This is a genomic window from Paludibacterium flexuosum (genome assembly GCF_037076605.1).
GTDB lineage: Bacteria > Pseudomonadota > Gammaproteobacteria > Burkholderiales > Chromobacteriaceae > Paludibacterium.
Genome location: NZ_AP029060.1, coordinates 966,123 through 983,194 on the forward strand (window position 1 = coordinate 966,123; position 17,072 = coordinate 983,194).

Sequence of the window (17,072 nt, forward strand, 5' to 3'; positions counted from 1 at the left end):
GATCTGATATTGGGTCTGATTCAGAAATGACAATACTAAATGATGAGGATGTACTGAGCATTCGTGCCGGCAAGCTGGCACGGCAACACCTGCAAGCGCACGGGCTGAAGGCAGCCGACGTCGCCGTGGTGCCCGGCGCTGCGGGCGGCCCCAAGGCCATCGGCCTGCTGGGTCTCGACCAGGCGGTCTTTCCCTGGCTGAATGCGGCGCCCCGCCCGCGGGAGTTCATCGGCGCCTCGATCGGCAGCTGGCGTCTGGCCTGCGCCCTGCAGGCAGACCCCGTCAGCCAGCTCGCGCATCTGAGCGAACGCTATATCGACACCACCTATCCCGACCCCACGGTGCACACCATTACCCGCCAGTCGGCCGAGATGTTGCACGCCCTGTTTGACGCCGAGGGCATCGAGCAAATCCTGAACCACCCGCAGCACCGGCTCAGCATCCTGGTGGCACAATCTCACGGCCTGCTCAACCGCAGCGGGCGCACGCCGCTGCTGGCCGGTCTGGCCTTCAGCGCCGGACTCAATCTGCTGTCGCGTCCGCTGCTGCGCTATGCCTTTACCCGGATGGTTTGCCACGATGTTCGCAGCTCGCTGTCGTTTCTGCCCGCAGACGGCATCCCGACCCGCCTGCGGGCACTGGATCGCGGCAACCTGCTGCCACTGTTGCTGGCCAGTGCGGCCATTCCCGGGGTCATAGAAGGGGTTCGTCTGGATGATTTGCCGGGAAGACTGCTGCGTGACGGGGGCCTGATTGACTACCACCTGGATCTGCCGTTTGACGGCAGCCGCGGATTAACGCTCTACCCGCACTTTACCGACCGCATTGTGCCGGGCTGGTTCGACAAGTTTCTGCCCTGGCGCCAGGCGCACAGCGCGCACCACCAGCACACCATCCTCATCGCCCCTTCGGCACGCTATCTGGCCAGCCTGCCTGGCGGCAAGTTGCCGGATCGCCGTGATTTCAAACGATTTGCCGGCCAGGATGCCCTGCGCCAGCAACAATGGCGCACGGCGGCCGCACAGAGCCGGCAACTGGGCGATGCCTTCCTGGCGCTGTGCGACAGTGGTCGCATCGCCGACATCGCCCGGCCGCTGTTTCCGGATCAGTGACGCGCTTCGCGCGCTGCGGCCATCACATCCATCTGGAACAGCTGGTTGACTTCTTCTTCGTCGAAGACATAGCGCTGATTGCAGAAGTCACAGCCGATTTCGACACTGCCCTGCTCCTGCAGAATGGAGGCGGCTTCCTGGCCGCCCACCATCTTGAGCATGTCGGCGACCCGCTCACGGCTGCAGGTGCAGGCAAAAGACAGGCGCTCCTCATCGAATACCCGCACGGTTTCCTCGTGATAAAGGCGGTACAGGATGTCGAGTGGCGGCAGGGTCAGCAACTCCTCACTCTTCAGCGTATCCGCCAGCGAACGGGCACGAGGCCAGCCATCGGCATCACCATGGCCGTCCGGCAGGCGTTGCAGCAGCATGCCGGAGGCGCGCCCGGCATCGGCGGCCAGGATCAGACGGGTATCCAGCTGTTCGGAGCGCAGCATGTAGTTTTCCAGCATGGCGCCGACGCTGTCGCCCTCCAGCGCCACGATCCCCTGCCAGGTCTGCGACTTGTCGGTACGCGGCTCCAGGGTCATGACAAAGCGTCCGCCCTGCCCCAGCAACGCCGGCAGCGGCAGTTGATCCGGCTCGCCGTCCCACTTGGCGGTCGCGCGCAGGGTCCGTTCATGGGTGCACTCGACCACGGCCAGGCGCAGGGCACCGGTGCCGTGCATCTGCAACACCAGCGTGCCGTCGAACTTCAGGTTGGCACCCAGCAGGGCAGCGGCAGCCATCATTTCACCCAGCACCTTGCGTACGGCCGGCGGGTAGCTGTGACGCGACAACACCTGCTGCCAGGTATCTTCCAGCGACACCACGGCGCCGCGCACCGGCGCGCCATCAAACAGAAAACGTTGCAGGCAATCAGTCTGACTCATGCTTTTTTTGATCCTTGATACTGTCCAGCGTGTACACCGTCATCGGCATGGACGAATTGACATCGAACTCGCAGCCTGCGCGCACGCCGATCTCGGCGATGGCTCGGGCATCGAGGTTTTGTTCATAGGCCACCTGCATGGCGCCCATGGCGAACTTGCGACCAGAGCCAATGGCCCAGAAGCGGGCAAACTCATAGACCTCACGCATCGGATAAACGCCGAAGATGCCGTGCGCATTGGCAACCAGCACCATCATCTGGCTCGATTCGTAGGGATCTTCCTCATCCTCTTCCGGGCGCAGGAAGAACTGGTCCTTCAACTTGGGATGCAGTTTGCGGAAGGTGTCGAACAGCCCGGCACGGCTGGTAAAGTCTTTTTTCTTCAGGCCGTCCAGAGCGGACTGCAACACCAGGTCATGGGCTGCCGAGCCGGAAATGGCGAAATAGCTGTCGCCACGCTGGAAAATCTTGTTGTGATAACAATCATAGGCAGCCAGCAACTTGTGGTCATCGCCAAAAGTTGTCTGACTGTCCGCCGCAATGGCGATCTGATTGTCTTTTTTAACCACCACGATGGTCGTCATGGCCGGACATCCGTCTGATTCAAAAAAAGCAAATGGGGGCAGTTTATCTATTCTCAACTCATATGGTAGACCGATATCCAGCCCATGTTCAGACAAAGGTCTTCTGCAGCAAAAGCAGCACAGCGGTCAGCAGGCAGGCACAGGCCACCATGGCAAAAGTCTGCGAGGCGGCCAGCAGCGCGGCCTGTTGCTCGACCATCCGGCTCAGTTGCGACCAGCCCTCGGGATTGCCAGGTACCAGGCCGAGCTGGGTTGCCAGCTGGCTGTCGTAGCCTGCGGCCAGGGCGGTGCGCGCCCGTGCCGTGACGTTCTGCCAGCAGACATCCGCCAGACCGGAGCCAGCTGCCATGGCCAGCAGGCGCAACAGGTTTTTGAGGGCATAGGCATGCACAAAGTCCAGATGCCGAAACTCGCGGAAAGTCAGCCCCGCCAGCTGCACCACCACCAACACCGGGAACAGCCCCTTGAGCAGCAGCCATGGCCACAGCCGGGTCCATGACACATCGGGTGCCGCCCCGCTGGCCAGCCCCCACAGGATCCATGCCAGCAGCACACAGCCGGCCGCCATCAACAGCCGGCGCGAGGGCAGAAAGGGGGACAGGCGGAAATAACCGGGCAGACACAGCAGCGTCCCCAGTCCGCCCAGACTGATCAGCGCACCGGTGGTGGTGAGATTAATGCCCTGCCCCTGCGCCAGATACTGGGGCACCGTGATGGAGACGGCACCGTTGATCAGATAGTAGGCAACATAGAACAGCAGACCGAGCACGAAGCGGCGGCTGGCCAGCGTCGACAGCTGCAGCCAGGGGTCCGGGTGTTGCCACATGCGCCAAAACAAAACGAGCAGCAGCGCCCCGGCCAGCAGGATGCGCAACCACCAGCCGGCATCGGCACGCTGATAAGCCAGATCCTCCAGGGCATGCAGCGACAGCAACACGCCCAGACACAGAGCCAGCACCGCCCAGCCATCCAGCCGTCCTACCGGGCGGGTCACATGCACCCCGCCCGGCAACATGCGCCAGGCCAGCAGCGCCACGACAGCCCCCAGCACGGCCTGCAGCCAGAACAAGGCATGCCAGTCACCGGCCTGCATCAGGGTGGCCGCCAGCCAGGGTCCCGGCGCCGCCGCCAGAAAAATACCGTAGATGAAGCCGCGCAGCTGGCCTGGCCGACGCTCGGCGGGGATCGTCAGCTGCAACATCACCCGGGCGCAGGTCATCAGCGGGCCACCCCCGAGTCCCTGCACCACCCGGGCAACAATCAGCTGCGGCAGCGTCTGGCTGCTGGCGGCCATCACAGCCCCGAGCACAAACAGCGTCAGACCGGCCAGCAGCAGCGTGCGGATGTGATACAGACGCAACAGCCGTTCCAGGCAAAGAATCATCAGGGCGCCGGCAGCGGCATAACCGGTCAGCACCCAGAGGAATTGGTCCGGCGTGACGCCAATACCGGCGCGAATCTGGGCGCTGGAAAAGCTCACGGTACCATTGGCAAAGTAGTCGACCCCGGCGATCAGTCCGGCCATCCAGCCCAGCACTTCGCGACGCCAACGCGCAAAAGAAGACATGGCGATTCATCAATACAAGACAAAACACCATCTTACAGATCATTATTGATACAATAATCCGTCAAACTGGCTTTCAGTATTTCATTATTGGAACAATCCATGCACCTCGACGACCTCAGGGTCTTTTTCGCCGTGGCCGAACGCCTGAGTTTCACCCAGGCCGCCGAGGCGCTGAATCTGCCCAAAGCCAATGTCAGCCGCGCGGTGGCGCGCCTTGAACACATGCTGGGCACACGCCTGTTGGAGCGCAGCACCCGAAGACTGCGACTGACGGAAACCGGTACCCGGCTGGTGGCCCAGGGGGCACCGCTGACCGATCGGCTGGAAGACCTGTTGCAACAGGCCGCCGAGCATGATGATCGTCCGCGCGGCACCCTGCGCATTGCGGCACCTTATGAATTGGGGATTTTCCGTCTGGGGGACGTGCTGACCGAGCTGTTGCTGGCACACCCCACACTGGAAGCGGAAGTCGATCTGACCTCGGCCAGCCCCGATCCGCGCGACCAGCATTACGATATCGTGTTCCGCTTGCAGGGCAGCGGCCTGCCCGACTCCGGTCAGGTGGCGCGCCGTATCTATAGTGTGGCCCGCGGTCTGTATGCCGCACCGGCACTGATTGCACGCATGGGCATGCCGCAAACGCCTGACGATCTGGCCGGCTGGCCGGCCATCATCAGCCCGGAGGATCCGGAATGGCCGCTCAGTGCACCGGATGGCACTCAACATGTTTTGCGTCCTGCGGGACGGCTGCGCGCGCCCAACGTCGGCATGCGCCTGCATGGCACCATCGCCGGTCTGGGCATGAGCCTGCTGTCCACGCATTTTTGCCAGGCAGCCTTGCAAAACGGAGACATCGTCCCCCTGCTGCCGGCGTACCGCGTGGCACCGACCCGGGTCTATGCGCTGCTGCCCGGCCGGCGCCTGAAGCCGGCACGCGTCCGTGCCTTTCTGGAGCTGCTCAGCGAGGCCATGGCGCCCTGGGATCAAGAGGGTCTGGCACAATCAGTAAATTCCATGGAACAATCAAACTGATTCTCATGCCGGTGTCCGGCACATTTTTACAGGATTCTCGCCATGTGCCAGTTATTGGGCATGAACTGCAATGTTCCGACCGACATCGTTTTTTCCTTCGAAGGCTTCCACCGCCGTGGCGGCCTGACCGACCATCATGCCGATGGCTGGGGGATTGCCTTTTTCGAAGAACGTGGTTGCCGTCTGTTTCTGGATGACCGGCCCTCGGTCGATTCGCCGCTGGCCAAACTGGTGCGCGACTACCCGCTCAAGTCCACCAATGTGATTGCGCACATCCGCAAGGCAACGCAAGGCGAGGTCAAGCTGTCCAACTCGCACCCCTTCATGCGCGAGCTATGGGGCCGCTACTGGATTTTCGCCCACAACGGGGATCTCAAATCCTTCCGCCCCGAGCCCGGTCAGTACTACCGGCCGGTGGGCAGTACGGATTCCGAGCGTGCTTTCTGCGCCATTCTGGAAGCCCTGCGCCAGCGCTGGGACGAGATGCCGGACGAGCAGGCGCTGTTCTCGGCGCTGGCCGAACTGAGCCGCGAGATGGCCACGCACGGGGTATTCAATTTCATGTTGTCCTGCGGCGAGTTTCTGGTCGCCCACTGCTCGACCCATCTGCATTACATCGTGCGGCAATCGCCGTTCAACAAGGCCCATCTGGTTGACGACGACTTGACCATCGATTTTGCCCAGGTCACCACGCCGCACGACCGTGTGGCGGTGATAGCCACACAGCCGCTGACCGACAACGAAAGCTGGACGGCGTTCGCCAGCGGACAGCTGATGCTGTTCCGCGATGGCACGCCGGTGCTGCAGACCCACTGCGGCCCGGGCGACTGCAAGACATAAAAAAAACCGGGAAGCCTGGGCTTCCCGGAATCCTCGTTGACGACAGGCGGCTGCCTGTCGACCTATTACAATCTTCTCAGTAAGACTGCTCGCCGTGCACCGGTTCGACCAGACTGCCGGTACACAGGGACAGCATCAGCAGCGCCACCCTTTCGTGCACGATCACAGTGTGGTGGTTGCCGGAAAACTGCATGTAGCGACGCAGATCTTCACGCACCTTGGGCGAACCGGTCATGTCGATGATGATGTCGACACCGCCGCCCAGTTCGGCAATATCCAGCCCGTTGTGGGTCACCAGCACGCCACGCTCCTTGGCCAGCTTCATGCCGGGCGTGTCGGTATTCAGATCGGCCACGCCGACCACTTCAACAAACGGCGCATTCAACAGTTGCTTGAGCAATGGGGTACCGGTTTCGCCGGCACCGATAATACCGATTTTGAATGATGCCATCGGCTTATTCCTTTTACAGTGTATTAATTATGACAAAAACACTGTAACAAGAAGGGTCTTTGCCAGGATTTGAGCCAGATCAACTGATTGACATATCAAATCTTGACCAATTCGAGCGGAATCGGGATGTAGCTTTCGATCGGTGCCTTCTCCAGCAACTGCCTGGCCGTCAGCACGCCCTGCCGACCTATCATGTCCGGTCGCTGGGCAATGGTGGCCGCCATTTTGCCGGCACGAATGGCCGCCAGCGCGTCGGAAGTGGCATCAAACCCCACCACCAGCACCCGGTCCTGCCCGGCTGCCTGCAAGGCTTTCAGTGCACCGAGCGCCATTTCGTCGTTCAGGGCAAACACGGCATCAATCTTGCCGTACTGCTCAATGATGGCCTTCATCTGCTGCTCGGCTTTCTGCCGATCGAAATCTGCACTCACCCGCGCCAGCAGATGCAAGCCCTTGGCTTCATGCAAGACCAGGTTAAAGCCCTGGTCACGCTCAATGGAAGCCGAGGCCCCCGCCAGGCCAAGCAGCTCGACAACGCGCCCCTTGCCACGCAGACGATCCTTGATGTACTCCCCGGCCATCCGGCCACCGGCCATATTGTCGGAAGAGATATGCGCCACGACATTGCCGGCGCTGACCGAACGATCCAGCGTGACCACCGGAATGCCGGCGCGGTTGGCTGCGGCGACACTGGCAGCCACTTGCTGAGAATCAGTGGGATTGAGCAGCAGAACCCGAACTTTCCTGGCAATCAGCGACTGGATATCGGCCTGCTGCCTGGCGGTATCATCATGTGCATCGAGCACGATCAGACGAAACCCGCTTTCGCGCGCCGCTTGCTCGGCTCCCTGCTTCAGGGCCTTGAAAAATGGATTGGAGACATTGGAGATCGCCAGGCCGATGACCGGCATGTCCGTACTGCTGTGGGCCGGCGCACTGGCTTCCTGGCCACTGCCCCCTCCGGAGCAGGACGTCAGCCCGATCAGAGTCAGCACCACACCGAAACGCAGCCATCCCGCACAGAATCGCATCTCACCTCTCCGCCCCATGTTGGTAGGTATTTATACACTTATAGTCCATAACAAATGAATGGATTTTAGGCGAAATATCCTATGATCATTTTCGAGTGTCGTGAAATTGGCGCACTACATCGACGTGAAGAAAATACCCTGCCAGACAGCCTTTTACGCTTAATGCAGGAGCATCATCAAGCAACTTGCTTCATTTGAAGGTAATTTTTTTGCAACAAATGTTTGACACGCCTGCCACTCGGGCAAAAAAATAGCCGCAAACGATTGCGCAATCGTTTTCTAGATGCCGCACCGCGCAACCAACCTCGTTAACGATGGAGAAGAACAACGATGAAAACCAGTCGTATTTTCAAATCCCTGACCCTGGCGCTGGTCATGGCCGCCATTCCGATGCAATACGCTTCTGCCGCTGAAAAACCGAAGGTTGCGCTGGTGATGAAATCACTGGCCAATGAGTTCTTCCGCACCATGGAAGACGGCGCCAAAGACCATCACAAGCAGCATGCCGCCCAGTATGACCTGCTGACCAACGGCATCAAGGATGAAACCGACACCGCCAACCAGATCCGTATCGTTGAACAAATGATCGTCGAGCACGCCAACGCCATCGTCCTGGCACCGGCTGACTCCAAGGCGCTGGTGCCGGTCGTCAAGAAGGCAGTCGATGCCGGCATTCTGGTGGTGAACATCGATAACCGTCTCGATCCGGCCACGCTGAAGAGCAAGGGCCTCAACGTGCCGTTCGTCGGCCCGGACAACCGCAAGGGTGCCCGTCTGGTCGGTGACTACCTGGCCAAGCAACTGAAGAGCGGTGACAAGGTCGGCATTCTGGAAGGCGTGTCCACCACGACCAACGCCCAGCAACGTACCGCCGGCTTCCAGGACGCCATGAAGGCCAAGGGTGTCAATGTGGTCGGTGTTCAGTCCGGTGACTGGGAAATCGACAAGGGGAATACCGTCGCTTCGGCCATGCTGCGCGAACATCCGGACCTGAAGGCCCTGCTGTGTGGTAACGACAATATGGCCCTGGGTGCCGTTGCTGCGGTCAAGACTGCAGGCAAGGCCGGCAAGGTAAAGGTCGTTGGCTATGACAATATTGCTGCCATCAAGCCGATGCTGGCCGATGGCCGTGTTCTGGCGACCGCCGACCAGTATGCCGCTCAGCAAGCTGTATTCGGTATCGAAACCGCGCTGAAGGCGCTCAAGGCCAAGACGCCGCAAAGCGCCCTGCCGGCCGTGTTTGAAACCAAGGTTTCGCTGATCACCCGTTAATCACCCTCCCCCCGACGCCGGCCGCATTGCGGCCGGCGGTTTATCGGAGATGTCGCATGACAGAACCAGCCCCGATCCTGCGCCTGCAAGGCATCGGCAAGACCTATGCCACACCTGTGCTGGCCGATGTCGATCTGGCGCTCTACCCGGGTGAAACCCTGGCGCTGACCGGTGAGAACGGTGCAGGCAAGAGTACGCTCAGCAAGATTATTGCCGGATTGATTCCGGCCTCCGCCGGCACAATGCTGCTGGGTGACAAGCCCTATCAGCCGCAGTCTCGCACCGAGGCAGAAGCACTCGGCATCCGCATGGTGATGCAGGAGCTCAGCCTGGTCCCGACACTGTCCGTGGCGGAAAACCTGTTTCTTGGCCAACTGCCGCAGCGTGCCGGTTTCATCCGCCAGCACTCGCTGTATGAGCAGGCGGCCGCCCATATGCAGTCGATCGGCCTGACGCGTATCGATCCGCGTCAGCTGGTGGGCGAACTGGGCATCGGCCACCAGCAGATGGTGGAGATCGCCCGCAGTCTGCTGGGCCCCTGCAGACTGCTGATCCTGGACGAGCCCAGCGCCATGCTGACCCGTCACGAGATCGACCACCTGTTCCAGCAAATTGCACGTCTGAAGTCCGAAGGCGTCAGCATCATCTATATTTCGCATCGTCTGGATGAGGTCGAGCAGATTGCCGACCGGGTCACCGTCCTGCGCGACGGACGTCATGTCGCGACCCAGCCGATGTCTGCGCTCAATCAGGAAGCCATTGTCAGCCTGATGGTCGGCCATCAGGTTGCCGCCAGTGAGGTGCGGGCGCCGGTCAAGACCGTGAAGCCGGCGCTGAGCGTGCGCGGTCTGACCCGCGGTCAGCGCGTGCGCGACGTCAGTCTGGACGTGTATCCGGGGCAGATCTACGGTATCGCCGGCCTGGTCGGCTCCGGCCGTACCGAATTGTTGCGCCTGATCTTCGGTGCCGACCGCAAGGACAAGGGGGATATCTTTTTGCATGGCGCCGAACAGCCCATCAAGATTGATTCGCCGGTCAGCGCGGTCCGCCACGGGATCGGTCTGATTCCGGAAGACCGCAAGTCGCAGGGGCTGTTGCTGGACAAATCAATCACCCTCAATACCTCGCTGGCCCGACTTGGACATTTTGCCCGGCGCGGCTGGCTGAACCTGAGCGACGAGCAGCGCTCGGCGCGCGATTTCGTCAAGTTGCTGGGCATCCGCTGTCATTCGGACGCGCAGGCAACCGGCGAATTGTCCGGCGGCAATCAGCAGAAGGTGGTGTTTGCGCGCTGGATCTTGCGCGACTGCCCGGTCTTGCTGCTGGATGAGCCGACCCGCGGCGTGGATATCGGCGCCCGTGCCGACATTTATGCCCAGATGCGCAAGATGGCCGATGAGGGCAAGGCCCTGCTGGTGGTCTCCAGCGATCTGCGCGAATTGATGGAAATCTGTGACCGTATCGGCGTGATGAGCGCCGGGCAATGGGCAGGCAGCTTTGCCCGGGACGAATGGGATCAGCAGACTTTGCTGGAAGCGGCTTTCAGCGGCTACAGCACATTGAGCCAGGATGGACGACAAGGATAATCATGACAACGCAAAACCCTACCCGCCGCTGGTTTAGCGGCGTTGCCGGCACCTACCTCGGACTGGCGATCGCCCTGTTGGCCATGGTGCTGTTTTTCGGCGCAATGAGCGAATACTTCCTCAGCGCCAATACCTTCATCACCATCGCCAATGACATTCCCGCCCTGACGGTCATGGCCGTCGGCATGACCTATGTGCTGATCATCGCCGGTATCGACCTGTCGGTCGGCTCGGTGATGGCACTGTCCAGTGCGCTGTGCTCGCTGGCGATGCTGCGCTGGGGCTGGAGCCTGACCCCTGCCCTGCTGCTCGGCCTGCTGTGCGGCGCCGCCTGCGGCTCGCTCAACGGACTGGTTTCGGTACAGTGGCAATTGCCATCGTTCATCGTGTCGCTCGGCATGCTGGAAGTCGCCCGGGGCGCAGCCTATGTGGTGACCGATTCGCGCACCCAGTACATCGGCAGTGATGTCGACTGGCTCAGTTCCAACCTGATCGGCGGGATCTCGCCAGCCTTCCTGATCGCCCTGGCGGTCATCGTGATCGGCCAGACAGTTCTGACACGCAGCGTGTTCGGACGATATATGATTGGCATTGGTACCAACGAAGAAGCCATGCGCCTGGCCGGCGTCGACCCGCGCCCCATCAAGGTGGCCGTGTTTGCGCTGATGGGTTTGCTGGCCAGCGTGGCCGGTCTGATGCAGACTTCACGCCTGGAAGCTGCCGACCCCAACACCGGGATTGGCATGGAGCTGCAGGTGATTGCGGCGGTGGTCATCGGCGGCACCAGCCTGATGGGCGGCCGCGGATCGGTCATCAGCACCTTCTTCGGGGTACTGATCATCGCCGTCCTCGAGGCAGGCATGGCGCAGATCGGGGCTTCGGACCCCACCAAACGGATCATCACCGGCCTGGTCATCATCGCAGCGGTGATGCTGGATAAATATCGCGATCGGCGCAAGCAGGGGCGCCAGGCAGGTTAATCATGGCCACAATGAAACAGGTTGCCGAGCGGGCCGGCGTCTCCATCAGCAGCGTATCGCATGTGCTCAACGGCACGCGTCACGTCAGCGATGAAGTCAGACGGCGCATCGAAGACGCCATGCAGGCACTGTCTTATGTGCCCAGCGCGGTGGCACGCAGCCTGAAGCACAATGTCACGCGGACGCTGGGCATCATGCTGCCCAACAACAGCAACCCGTATTTCGCCGAGCTGATCCACAGCATTGAGGATCGTTGCTACAAGGCGGATTACAACGTGGTGTTGTGCAACTCGGACGACGACCCGGTCAAGCAGAGCGTGTATCTGCGGGTATTGATGGAAAAACGGGTCGACGGTCTGATTGTCATGTCTTCCGGCGACTCGCCGGACCTGCCGGAACTGCTCTCCCGGCTGAAGGTCCCGCTGGTACTGGTTGATCGCCAGTGGGCCTCGCTCGACTGCGACACCGTCACCAGCGACCATCGCATGGGGGCCTACCTGGCCACCCGGCATCTGATTGAACTGGGACACCGGGAAATCGCCTGCATCGCCGGTCCGGAGCATCTGGCGCCGAGCAAGCTGCGCACCGCCGGCTGGCGCGAGGCGCTGGCCGAGGCCGGTCTCGAGCCCGGGCCGCTGGTCTTTGCCGACTTCACCAGCCACGGCGGCTATGATGCCACCCGACGCCTGTTGCAGTCTCCCTACCGGCCGCAGGCCATTTTTGCCTGCAACGACCTCATGGCCATTGGTGCCCTGTGTGCCGCACATGAAACCGGCCTGGTGGTCCCGCATGATCTGTCGGTGGTCGGCTTCGATGACATCGAGCTGGCGGCTTTTACCTGCCCCCCGCTGACGACGGTGGCTCAGCCCAAGCAACGCATCGGCGAGGTCGCCACCGAACTGCTGTTCGAACGGCTGCACCATGACCGCACGGAGCCCTGCAAGATCGCTCTGCAGCCGACACTTTGCCTGCGCGCCTCATCGGCACCACCCCGCGCCAAGGATAAACACTGAAATGAGCCATTCCCCGCTTTCTCCACGCCATGTGGCTGTCGTTGGCAGCCTGAACATGGATCTGGTGCTGCGTGTACCACGCAGCCCACAGGCCGGCGAAACCCTGCTGGGCCATGACTTTGCACTGCACCCGGGCGGCAAGGGCGCCAACCAGGCCGTGGCCTGTGCCCGCCTGGGCGCGACGGTCAAAATGATCGGCAAACTGGGCGACGATGTCTTTGCCATCCAGCTGCGCGAAACCCTGGGCGCCGCCGGGGTCAACCATGATCACGTCCGCACGGCCAATGGTCCGAGTGGCATTGCCATGATTGTGGTCGAAGATAACGGCCAAAACCGCATCATGCTGGCGCCGGGCGCCAACGGCAGCCTGAGCGCGGCAGACGTGCAGAATGCCGCCGGCGAGATTGCCGGTGCCGCCCTGCTGGTCTGCCAGCTCGAAGTGCCGACCGAATGCATGCAAAGCGCCTTTGAAGTGGCCCGCCAGGCCGGTGTACCGATTCTGTTCAACCCGGCGCCGGCCATGCCGCTGACACCGGAACTGCTGTCGGTCGATTATCTGGTGGTCAACGAAACCGAGGCGGCCCTGATTGCCGGTCTGCCGGTCAATGACCGCCCGCAGGCCATCGCCGCGGCAGAAGAATTGCGCCAGGCCGGCGCCGCCACGGTACTGCTGACCCTGGGTGCCGATGGCGCCCTGATCGTCGACGCCGCCGGGACTCGTCACTACCCTGCCTGCCCGACCAGGGTCGTGGACACGACCGCTGCCGGCGACACCTTCATCGGCGGCGTTGTCGCCGGGCTGCAAGAAGGCATGTCGATCGACAGCGCCGTACAGCTGGGCATGCAGGCGGCGGCCATCACCGTCAGCCGCCCCGGCGCCCAGCCCTCCATCCCTTTCCGTCACGAACTCTCAGGCCAAGACACAGCGGCTTCCGGTGTGTAAGCCTTCCGAATCTCATGAAAAAAACATTCCTGTTGAACAGTGCACTGTCTGAAGTGATCGCCCGCATGGGGCATGGTGACTTGCTGGTGATCGGTGATGCCGGCCTGCCCATCCCCCCCGGCCCTCAACGCATCGATCTGGCGGTCAGCCAGGGGGTGCCGGATTTCCTTGCGGTACTGGATGCCGTGCTGAGCGAAATGCAGGTCGAATCGACCATCGTGGCGCAAGAACTGGCCAAGGTCAGTCCGGCCATGCATGCCTCGATCCAGGGCCGGATCAGCCCGACGCCGGTCGAGACGCTCAGCCACGAGGATTTCAAGCAACTCACCGCCCGGGCCGTCGCCATGGTACGCACCGGCGAATGCACTCCGTACGCCAATATCATTCTGCGCGCCGGCGTGGCGTTCTGACATGAACAAGGCGCGGGGGTTTCCCGCGCCTTGGCGTGCAACAGAATCAATGCCATTCGGGGTCAGTGCAGGCTGTCACGCGACAGAAAGCGCAAATACCCCAAGCCCTCCAGCCAGAAACCACCATCGGCCAGCGGGGTCGCCTCTTCCAGCTCGGCCACCGTCAGCACCAGGTCATGGCCATCCACCCGGGCCTCCAGGGCCACATCGTCATCATCGGCAAACTCTTCGGACACCGGCTGACGCTCCGGTTTAATGAACTGGTTATTGACCTGAATATATTCCGACTCGTTGAGCAAGCGCAGGATGTTCATGATGAGCTCCTTGTGATGCATGAAAGAATCGAACTCGACAGTGTCCAACCAGTCGTGGATGCGCCCTGTCTTCACACGCACCCCATCTGCACGCCTTGTTTACAGATACCCTCTCTCTGCCATGGAAAACGTCTTTTGCCTTGTCACCACCACATGGTCGAGCAACTTGATATCGACCTCGCGCAGCAGTTTCTTGAGCGTGTCGGTCACCAGATAATCCGGCAATGACGGCTCCGGATCGCCCATCGGATGATTGTGGGCCAGAATCAGCCCGGCGGCATTGTGTTGCAGGGCCAGACGAACCACCTCGCGCGGATAGACCCGGGTTTCGGTCAGCGAGCCACGAAACAACTCCTGAGCCGTTATTACATGATTGCGCACGGAGAGGAAAATAACCATAAAAATTTCAATGTCGCTCGCCCCAAGACGCAGGCGCAGATAATCGGATACCCGCTGCGGCGTGTCGAGCACATCGTCTTGCGCCATTTCCTCACGCAAGGCCCGCTGCGCCAGCTCGCGCACTGCCAGCAGCCCCGCGGCCTTGACCGGGCCGAGGCCGCCCAGCGCCGTCACCTCGCTCACCCGGGCAAACAGCAGACCGGACAGGGAGCCGAAGCGGTTGAGCAGCTCGCGACCCAGATCCACCGCGCTGCGGCCACGCGCACCGCTGCGCAGGAAAATAGCCAGCAATTCCGCATCACTCAGCGCAGCAGGCCCTCTGGCCAACAGTTTTTCCCGCGGACGCTCGAGCACGGGCCAATGAGAGATCGCCATCTTGTTCCTCCGGTCAGGTTGAAATGCCCCTTTTTACCACCGCAACGCCAGAGACACCCGTCAGCCCGGTTCGAGCGCGCGAGCCTCGGCAAAATCCGTTACACTGCCGGGATGTCATCAGGCAAAGTAACCGAGCTCATGTCCTCAAAACGCATTCTTCTCGGCGTGACCGGCGGCATCGCCGCCTACAAGGCCGCCGAACTGACCCGTCTGCTGATCAAGGCCGGCCATCATGTCGAAGTCGTCATGACCGAGAACGCCACCCGCTTCATCGCGCCACTGACCTTCCAGGCACTGTCCGGCAACCCGGTCTACACCAGCCAGTGGGACGACCGTCCGACCAACGGCATGGCGCATATCGATCTGTCGCGCCGCGCCGACCTGTTTCTGATCGCGCCGGCCACGGCCAACACCCTGTACAAGATTGCCCATGGCGCGTGCGACGACCTGCTGTCCACGCTGATCGCCGCGCGCACCTGCCCGCTGGCCGTGGCACCGGCCATGAACCGGCAGATGTGGGAAAACCCCGCCAACCAGCGCAATCTGGCCACCCTGCGCGCCGACGGCGTCACCGTGTTTGGTCCGGACAGCGGCGAACAGGCCTGTGGCGAGGTTGGCGAGGGACGCATGATGGAGCCCGAAGCCATCGCGGAACTGGTGCATGGCTTCTTCCGGCCCAAGTCGCTGGCCGGCAGGCGTGTTTTGCTGACCGCCGGCCCGACCTATGAAGCCATCGACCCGGTGCGCGGCATTACCAACATCAGCTCCGGCAAGATGGGCTATGCCCTGGCACGCGCCTGCCGCGATGCCGGCGCCGAGGTCACGCTGATCTCCGGCCCCACCGCCCTGGCCGCGCCGATTGCCGTCCCGCGCATCGATGTCGCCAGCGCCCGGGACATGCAGCAGGCCGTGCTGACCCACGTCGGTCAGAGCGACATTTTCATCAGCGTCGCCGCCGTCGCCGACTATCATGTCAGCAACCGCGCCGAGCACAAGCACAAGAAGGGCGAGGCGCCGCTGGAAATCCGGCTGGCGGAAAACCCGGACATCCTGCGCAGTGTGGCCGCCCTGCCTGCGGCCCCCTTCTGCGTCGGCTTTGCCGCGGAAAGCCGCGAGCTGCTGACCTTTGCCGAACAGAAGCGGCGCAGCAAGCGCCTGCCGATGCTGGTGGCCAATCTGGCGCAGACTGCCATGGGCGCAGACGACAATCAGGTCGTGATTCTGGACGATCAGGGCAGTCACGCCTTGCCGGCCATGAACAAACAGGCGGTGGCCGAAGCCATCGTCGACCATCTGGCCACCCTGCTGGCCGCCCCTCAACCCCTATAGCGCGAGGACCGCATGAAACCCGTTATCGACGTCAAAATTCTCGACCAGCGACTGCACGACAACCTGCCTGGCTATGCCACCCCGGGCTCTGCCGGCCTGGATCTGCGCGCCGCCATCGAGCAGGACATCCAGATCAACCCCGGCGAGACCCATCTGGTACCGACCGGCATGGCCATCCATATTGGCGATCCGGGCTTTGCCGCCATGATCCTGCCGCGCTCCGGGCTGGGGCACAAACACGGCATCGTGCTCGGCAATCTGGTCGGGCTGATCGACTCCGACTACCAGGGCCAGCTATTTGTCTCGGTATGGAACCGTGGCAGCGAGCCCTTCCGCCTGACGCCGCTCGAACGCATTGCCCAGCTGATCGTGGTACCGGTAGCCCAGGTCGACTTCAATATCGTTGACGACTTCGCCGCCTCCGAGCGTGGCGCCGGCGGTTTCGGCAGTACCGGGCGCGCCTGAGATGCAACAGGCGGAACTCTTCGCCCTGCTGGCCGAGATGGGCATCCAGTACGTCAAGGTCGACCACCCTGCCTATGGCTCGGTGGAGGACTATCACCGCGACGGCATCACCTTTCCCGGTCAGTGCGTGAAAAACCTGTTCCTGAAGAACCGCAAGGGCAACCGCTTTTATCTGCTGGTGCTGGATGAGCTGAAGACCGCCGACCTGGCGGCACTCGCCAGCCAGGTGGACGAGGCCCGCCTCTCCTTTGCCTCGGAAGATCGCCTGCAGGAACTGATGCAGCTCACCGCCGGCTCGGTGACGCCGTTCGGCCTGGCCAACGATGTCGAGCACCGCATCACGCTGCTGCTCGACAGCGACATCGACCCGGATCAGCTGATCGGTTTCCATCCGATGAGCAACGACTCGACCATCTGCCTGAGCGTGCCGGACTTCTTGCGCTTCCTGCGCCACACCGGCCACGAACCGGTACAGGTTCAGGTCTGAATCTGCCAATG

General features: G+C 62.0%; 19 protein-coding genes. 12 read left to right on the top strand and 7 right to left on the bottom strand.

The window, feature by feature from the left end; all coding sequences use genetic code 11:
* The first annotated feature begins 26 nt into the window (after positions 1-26).
* Entirely contained in the window at positions 27-1,112 is a 1,086-nt protein-coding gene (locus AACH39_RS04675) for a patatin-like phospholipase family protein (RefSeq protein WP_338621018.1), read from the top strand.
* On the opposite strand, the gene hslO is transcribed toward AACH39_RS04675, so the two are convergent.
* The 3 genes from hslO to AACH39_RS04690 all read right to left on the bottom strand — a co-directional run bounded on the left by hslO (position 1,106) and on the right by AACH39_RS04690 (position 4,134).
* Complete coding sequence (gene hslO / locus AACH39_RS04680; RefSeq protein ID WP_215782203.1) at positions 1,106-1,984, bottom strand: Hsp33 family molecular chaperone HslO; 879 nt, start codon at positions 1,982-1,984, stop codon at positions 1,106-1,108. The genes AACH39_RS04675 and hslO overlap by 7 nt on opposite strands.
* A complete protein-coding gene (locus AACH39_RS04685) occupies positions 1,971-2,567 on the bottom strand; it encodes an MFS transporter (RefSeq protein WP_215782202.1) in 597 nt (198 codons plus the stop codon). The genes hslO and AACH39_RS04685 overlap by 14 nt, the downstream gene beginning before the upstream one ends.
* An 88-nt stretch (positions 2,568-2,655) precedes the next feature.
* Positions 2,656-4,134, bottom strand: coding sequence for an MFS transporter (locus AACH39_RS04690; protein ID WP_338621019.1), 1,479 nt, complete (start codon positions 4,132-4,134; stop codon positions 2,656-2,658).
* Between the two features lie 99 nt (positions 4,135-4,233).
* Here AACH39_RS04690 and AACH39_RS04695 point away from each other — a divergent pair, with 99 nt between their 5' ends.
* Together AACH39_RS04695 and AACH39_RS04700 are read left to right on the top strand one after the other, a co-directional pair.
* Positions 4,234-5,166, top strand: coding sequence for a LysR family transcriptional regulator (locus AACH39_RS04695; RefSeq protein ID WP_215782200.1), 933 nt, complete (start codon positions 4,234-4,236; stop codon positions 5,164-5,166).
* A gap of 42 nt (positions 5,167-5,208) precedes the next feature.
* A complete protein-coding gene (locus AACH39_RS04700) occupies positions 5,209-6,006 on the top strand; it encodes a class II glutamine amidotransferase (RefSeq protein ID WP_215782199.1) in 798 nt (265 codons plus the stop codon).
* A gap of 76 nt (positions 6,007-6,082) precedes the next feature.
* On the opposite strand, the gene AACH39_RS04705 is transcribed toward AACH39_RS04700, so the two are convergent.
* The gene (locus AACH39_RS04705) at positions 6,083-6,457 is read right to left on the bottom strand and encodes an oxidoreductase (RefSeq protein ID WP_215782198.1); all 375 of its coding nucleotides are present in this window, start codon (positions 6,455-6,457) and stop codon (positions 6,083-6,085) included.
* 95 nt (positions 6,458-6,552) lie between these two features.
* Entirely contained in the window at positions 6,553-7,488 is a 936-nt protein-coding gene (locus tag AACH39_RS04710; RefSeq protein ID WP_215782197.1) for a substrate-binding domain-containing protein, read from the bottom strand.
* 330 nt (positions 7,489-7,818) lie between these two features.
* Between AACH39_RS04710 and AACH39_RS04715 the strand changes: the two genes are divergently transcribed.
* From AACH39_RS04715 to rbsD, 6 genes are read left to right on the top strand one after another with little or no spacing between them, the layout of a single operon-like run.
* The gene (locus AACH39_RS04715; protein ID WP_215782196.1) at positions 7,819-8,760 is read left to right on the top strand and encodes a sugar ABC transporter substrate-binding protein; all 942 of its coding nucleotides are present in this window, start codon (positions 7,819-7,821) and stop codon (positions 8,758-8,760) included.
* Between the two features lie 56 nt (positions 8,761-8,816).
* The gene (locus AACH39_RS04720) at positions 8,817-10,346 is read left to right on the top strand and encodes a sugar ABC transporter ATP-binding protein (protein WP_338621020.1); all 1,530 of its coding nucleotides are present in this window, start codon (positions 8,817-8,819) and stop codon (positions 10,344-10,346) included.
* A gap of 2 nt (positions 10,347-10,348) precedes the next feature.
* Entirely contained in the window at positions 10,349-11,326 is a 978-nt protein-coding gene (locus AACH39_RS04725) for an ABC transporter permease (protein WP_215782194.1), read from the top strand.
* Positions 11,327-11,328: 2 nt separating this feature from the next.
* Positions 11,329-12,339: a LacI family DNA-binding transcriptional regulator gene (locus tag AACH39_RS04730; RefSeq protein WP_215782193.1), complete on the top strand. Its 1,011-nt coding sequence runs from the start codon at positions 11,329-11,331 to the stop codon at positions 12,337-12,339.
* A 1-nt stretch (position 12,340) separates the two neighbouring features.
* Positions 12,341-13,282, top strand: coding sequence for a ribokinase (gene rbsK, locus AACH39_RS04735; protein ID WP_338621021.1), 942 nt, complete (start codon positions 12,341-12,343; stop codon positions 13,280-13,282).
* 14 nt (positions 13,283-13,296) lie between these two features.
* The gene (rbsD, locus tag AACH39_RS04740; protein ID WP_215782191.1) at positions 13,297-13,692 is read left to right on the top strand and encodes a D-ribose pyranase; all 396 of its coding nucleotides are present in this window, start codon (positions 13,297-13,299) and stop codon (positions 13,690-13,692) included.
* Between the two features lie 62 nt (positions 13,693-13,754).
* Here the strand turns inward: rbsD and AACH39_RS04745 are convergent, their stop codons facing one another.
* Positions 13,755-14,006 carry a hypothetical protein gene (locus AACH39_RS04745; protein ID WP_215782190.1) on the bottom strand — a complete coding sequence of 84 codons (252 nt, stop codon included), beginning with the start codon at positions 14,004-14,006 and terminating at the stop codon, positions 13,755-13,757.
* A 99-nt stretch (positions 14,007-14,105) separates the two neighbouring features.
* Positions 14,106-14,780, bottom strand: coding sequence for a DNA repair protein RadC (gene radC / locus AACH39_RS04750; protein WP_215782189.1), 675 nt, complete (start codon positions 14,778-14,780; stop codon positions 14,106-14,108).
* A 138-nt stretch (positions 14,781-14,918) separates the two neighbouring features.
* Between radC and coaBC the strand changes: the two genes are divergently transcribed.
* Genes coaBC through AACH39_RS04765 form a run of 3 tightly spaced genes read left to right on the top strand, consistent with a single transcriptional unit; the run spans position 14,919 to position 17,061 of the window.
* Positions 14,919-16,109 carry a bifunctional phosphopantothenoylcysteine decarboxylase/phosphopantothenate--cysteine ligase CoaBC gene (gene coaBC / locus AACH39_RS04755; protein ID WP_338621022.1) on the top strand — a complete coding sequence of 397 codons (1,191 nt, stop codon included), beginning with the start codon at positions 14,919-14,921 and terminating at the stop codon, positions 16,107-16,109.
* 12 nt (positions 16,110-16,121) lie between these two features.
* A complete protein-coding gene (dut, locus tag AACH39_RS04760; RefSeq protein ID WP_215782187.1) occupies positions 16,122-16,574 on the top strand; it encodes a dUTP diphosphatase in 453 nt (150 codons plus the stop codon).
* Position 16,575: 1 nt separating this feature from the next.
* Positions 16,576-17,061: a prolyl-tRNA synthetase associated domain-containing protein gene (locus tag AACH39_RS04765; RefSeq protein WP_215782186.1), complete on the top strand. Its 486-nt coding sequence runs from the start codon at positions 16,576-16,578 to the stop codon at positions 17,059-17,061.
* Positions 17,062-17,072: the final 11 nt, after the last annotated feature.

Excerpts from the sequence above, each read along its gene's own strand:
- AACH39_RS04675 (WP_338621018.1), top strand. The coding sequence starts at position 27 with ATGACAATACTAAATGATGAGGATGTACTGAGCATTCGTGCCGGCAAG.
- hslO (WP_215782203.1), bottom strand. The coding sequence starts at position 1,984 with ATGAGTCAGACTGATTGCCTGCAACGTTTTCTGTTTGATGGCGCGCCG.
- AACH39_RS04685 (WP_215782202.1), bottom strand. The coding sequence starts at position 2,567 with ATGACGACCATCGTGGTGGTTAAAAAAGACAATCAGATCGCCATTGCG.
- AACH39_RS04690 (WP_338621019.1), bottom strand. The coding sequence starts at position 4,134 with ATGTCTTCTTTTGCGCGTTGGCGTCGCGAAGTGCTGGGCTGGATGGCC.
- AACH39_RS04695 (WP_215782200.1), top strand. The coding sequence starts at position 4,234 with ATGCACCTCGACGACCTCAGGGTCTTTTTCGCCGTGGCCGAACGCCTG.
- AACH39_RS04700 (WP_215782199.1), top strand. The coding sequence starts at position 5,209 with ATGTGCCAGTTATTGGGCATGAACTGCAATGTTCCGACCGACATCGTT.
- AACH39_RS04705 (WP_215782198.1), bottom strand. The coding sequence starts at position 6,457 with ATGGCATCATTCAAAATCGGTATTATCGGTGCCGGCGAAACCGGTACC.
- AACH39_RS04710 (WP_215782197.1), bottom strand. The coding sequence starts at position 7,488 with ATGCGATTCTGTGCGGGATGGCTGCGTTTCGGTGTGGTGCTGACTCTG.
- AACH39_RS04715 (WP_215782196.1), top strand. The coding sequence starts at position 7,819 with ATGAAAACCAGTCGTATTTTCAAATCCCTGACCCTGGCGCTGGTCATG.
- AACH39_RS04720 (WP_338621020.1), top strand. The coding sequence starts at position 8,817 with ATGACAGAACCAGCCCCGATCCTGCGCCTGCAAGGCATCGGCAAGACC.
- AACH39_RS04725 (WP_215782194.1), top strand. The coding sequence starts at position 10,349 with ATGACAACGCAAAACCCTACCCGCCGCTGGTTTAGCGGCGTTGCCGGC.
- AACH39_RS04730 (WP_215782193.1), top strand. The coding sequence starts at position 11,329 with ATGGCCACAATGAAACAGGTTGCCGAGCGGGCCGGCGTCTCCATCAGC.
- rbsK (WP_338621021.1), top strand. The coding sequence starts at position 12,341 with ATGAGCCATTCCCCGCTTTCTCCACGCCATGTGGCTGTCGTTGGCAGC.
- rbsD (WP_215782191.1), top strand. The coding sequence starts at position 13,297 with ATGAAAAAAACATTCCTGTTGAACAGTGCACTGTCTGAAGTGATCGCC.
- AACH39_RS04745 (WP_215782190.1), bottom strand. The coding sequence starts at position 14,006 with ATGAACATCCTGCGCTTGCTCAACGAGTCGGAATATATTCAGGTCAAT.
- radC (WP_215782189.1), bottom strand. The coding sequence starts at position 14,780 with ATGGCGATCTCTCATTGGCCCGTGCTCGAGCGTCCGCGGGAAAAACTG.
- coaBC (WP_338621022.1), top strand. The coding sequence starts at position 14,919 with ATGTCCTCAAAACGCATTCTTCTCGGCGTGACCGGCGGCATCGCCGCC.
- dut (WP_215782187.1), top strand. The coding sequence starts at position 16,122 with ATGAAACCCGTTATCGACGTCAAAATTCTCGACCAGCGACTGCACGAC.
- AACH39_RS04765 (WP_215782186.1), top strand. The coding sequence starts at position 16,576 with ATGCAACAGGCGGAACTCTTCGCCCTGCTGGCCGAGATGGGCATCCAG.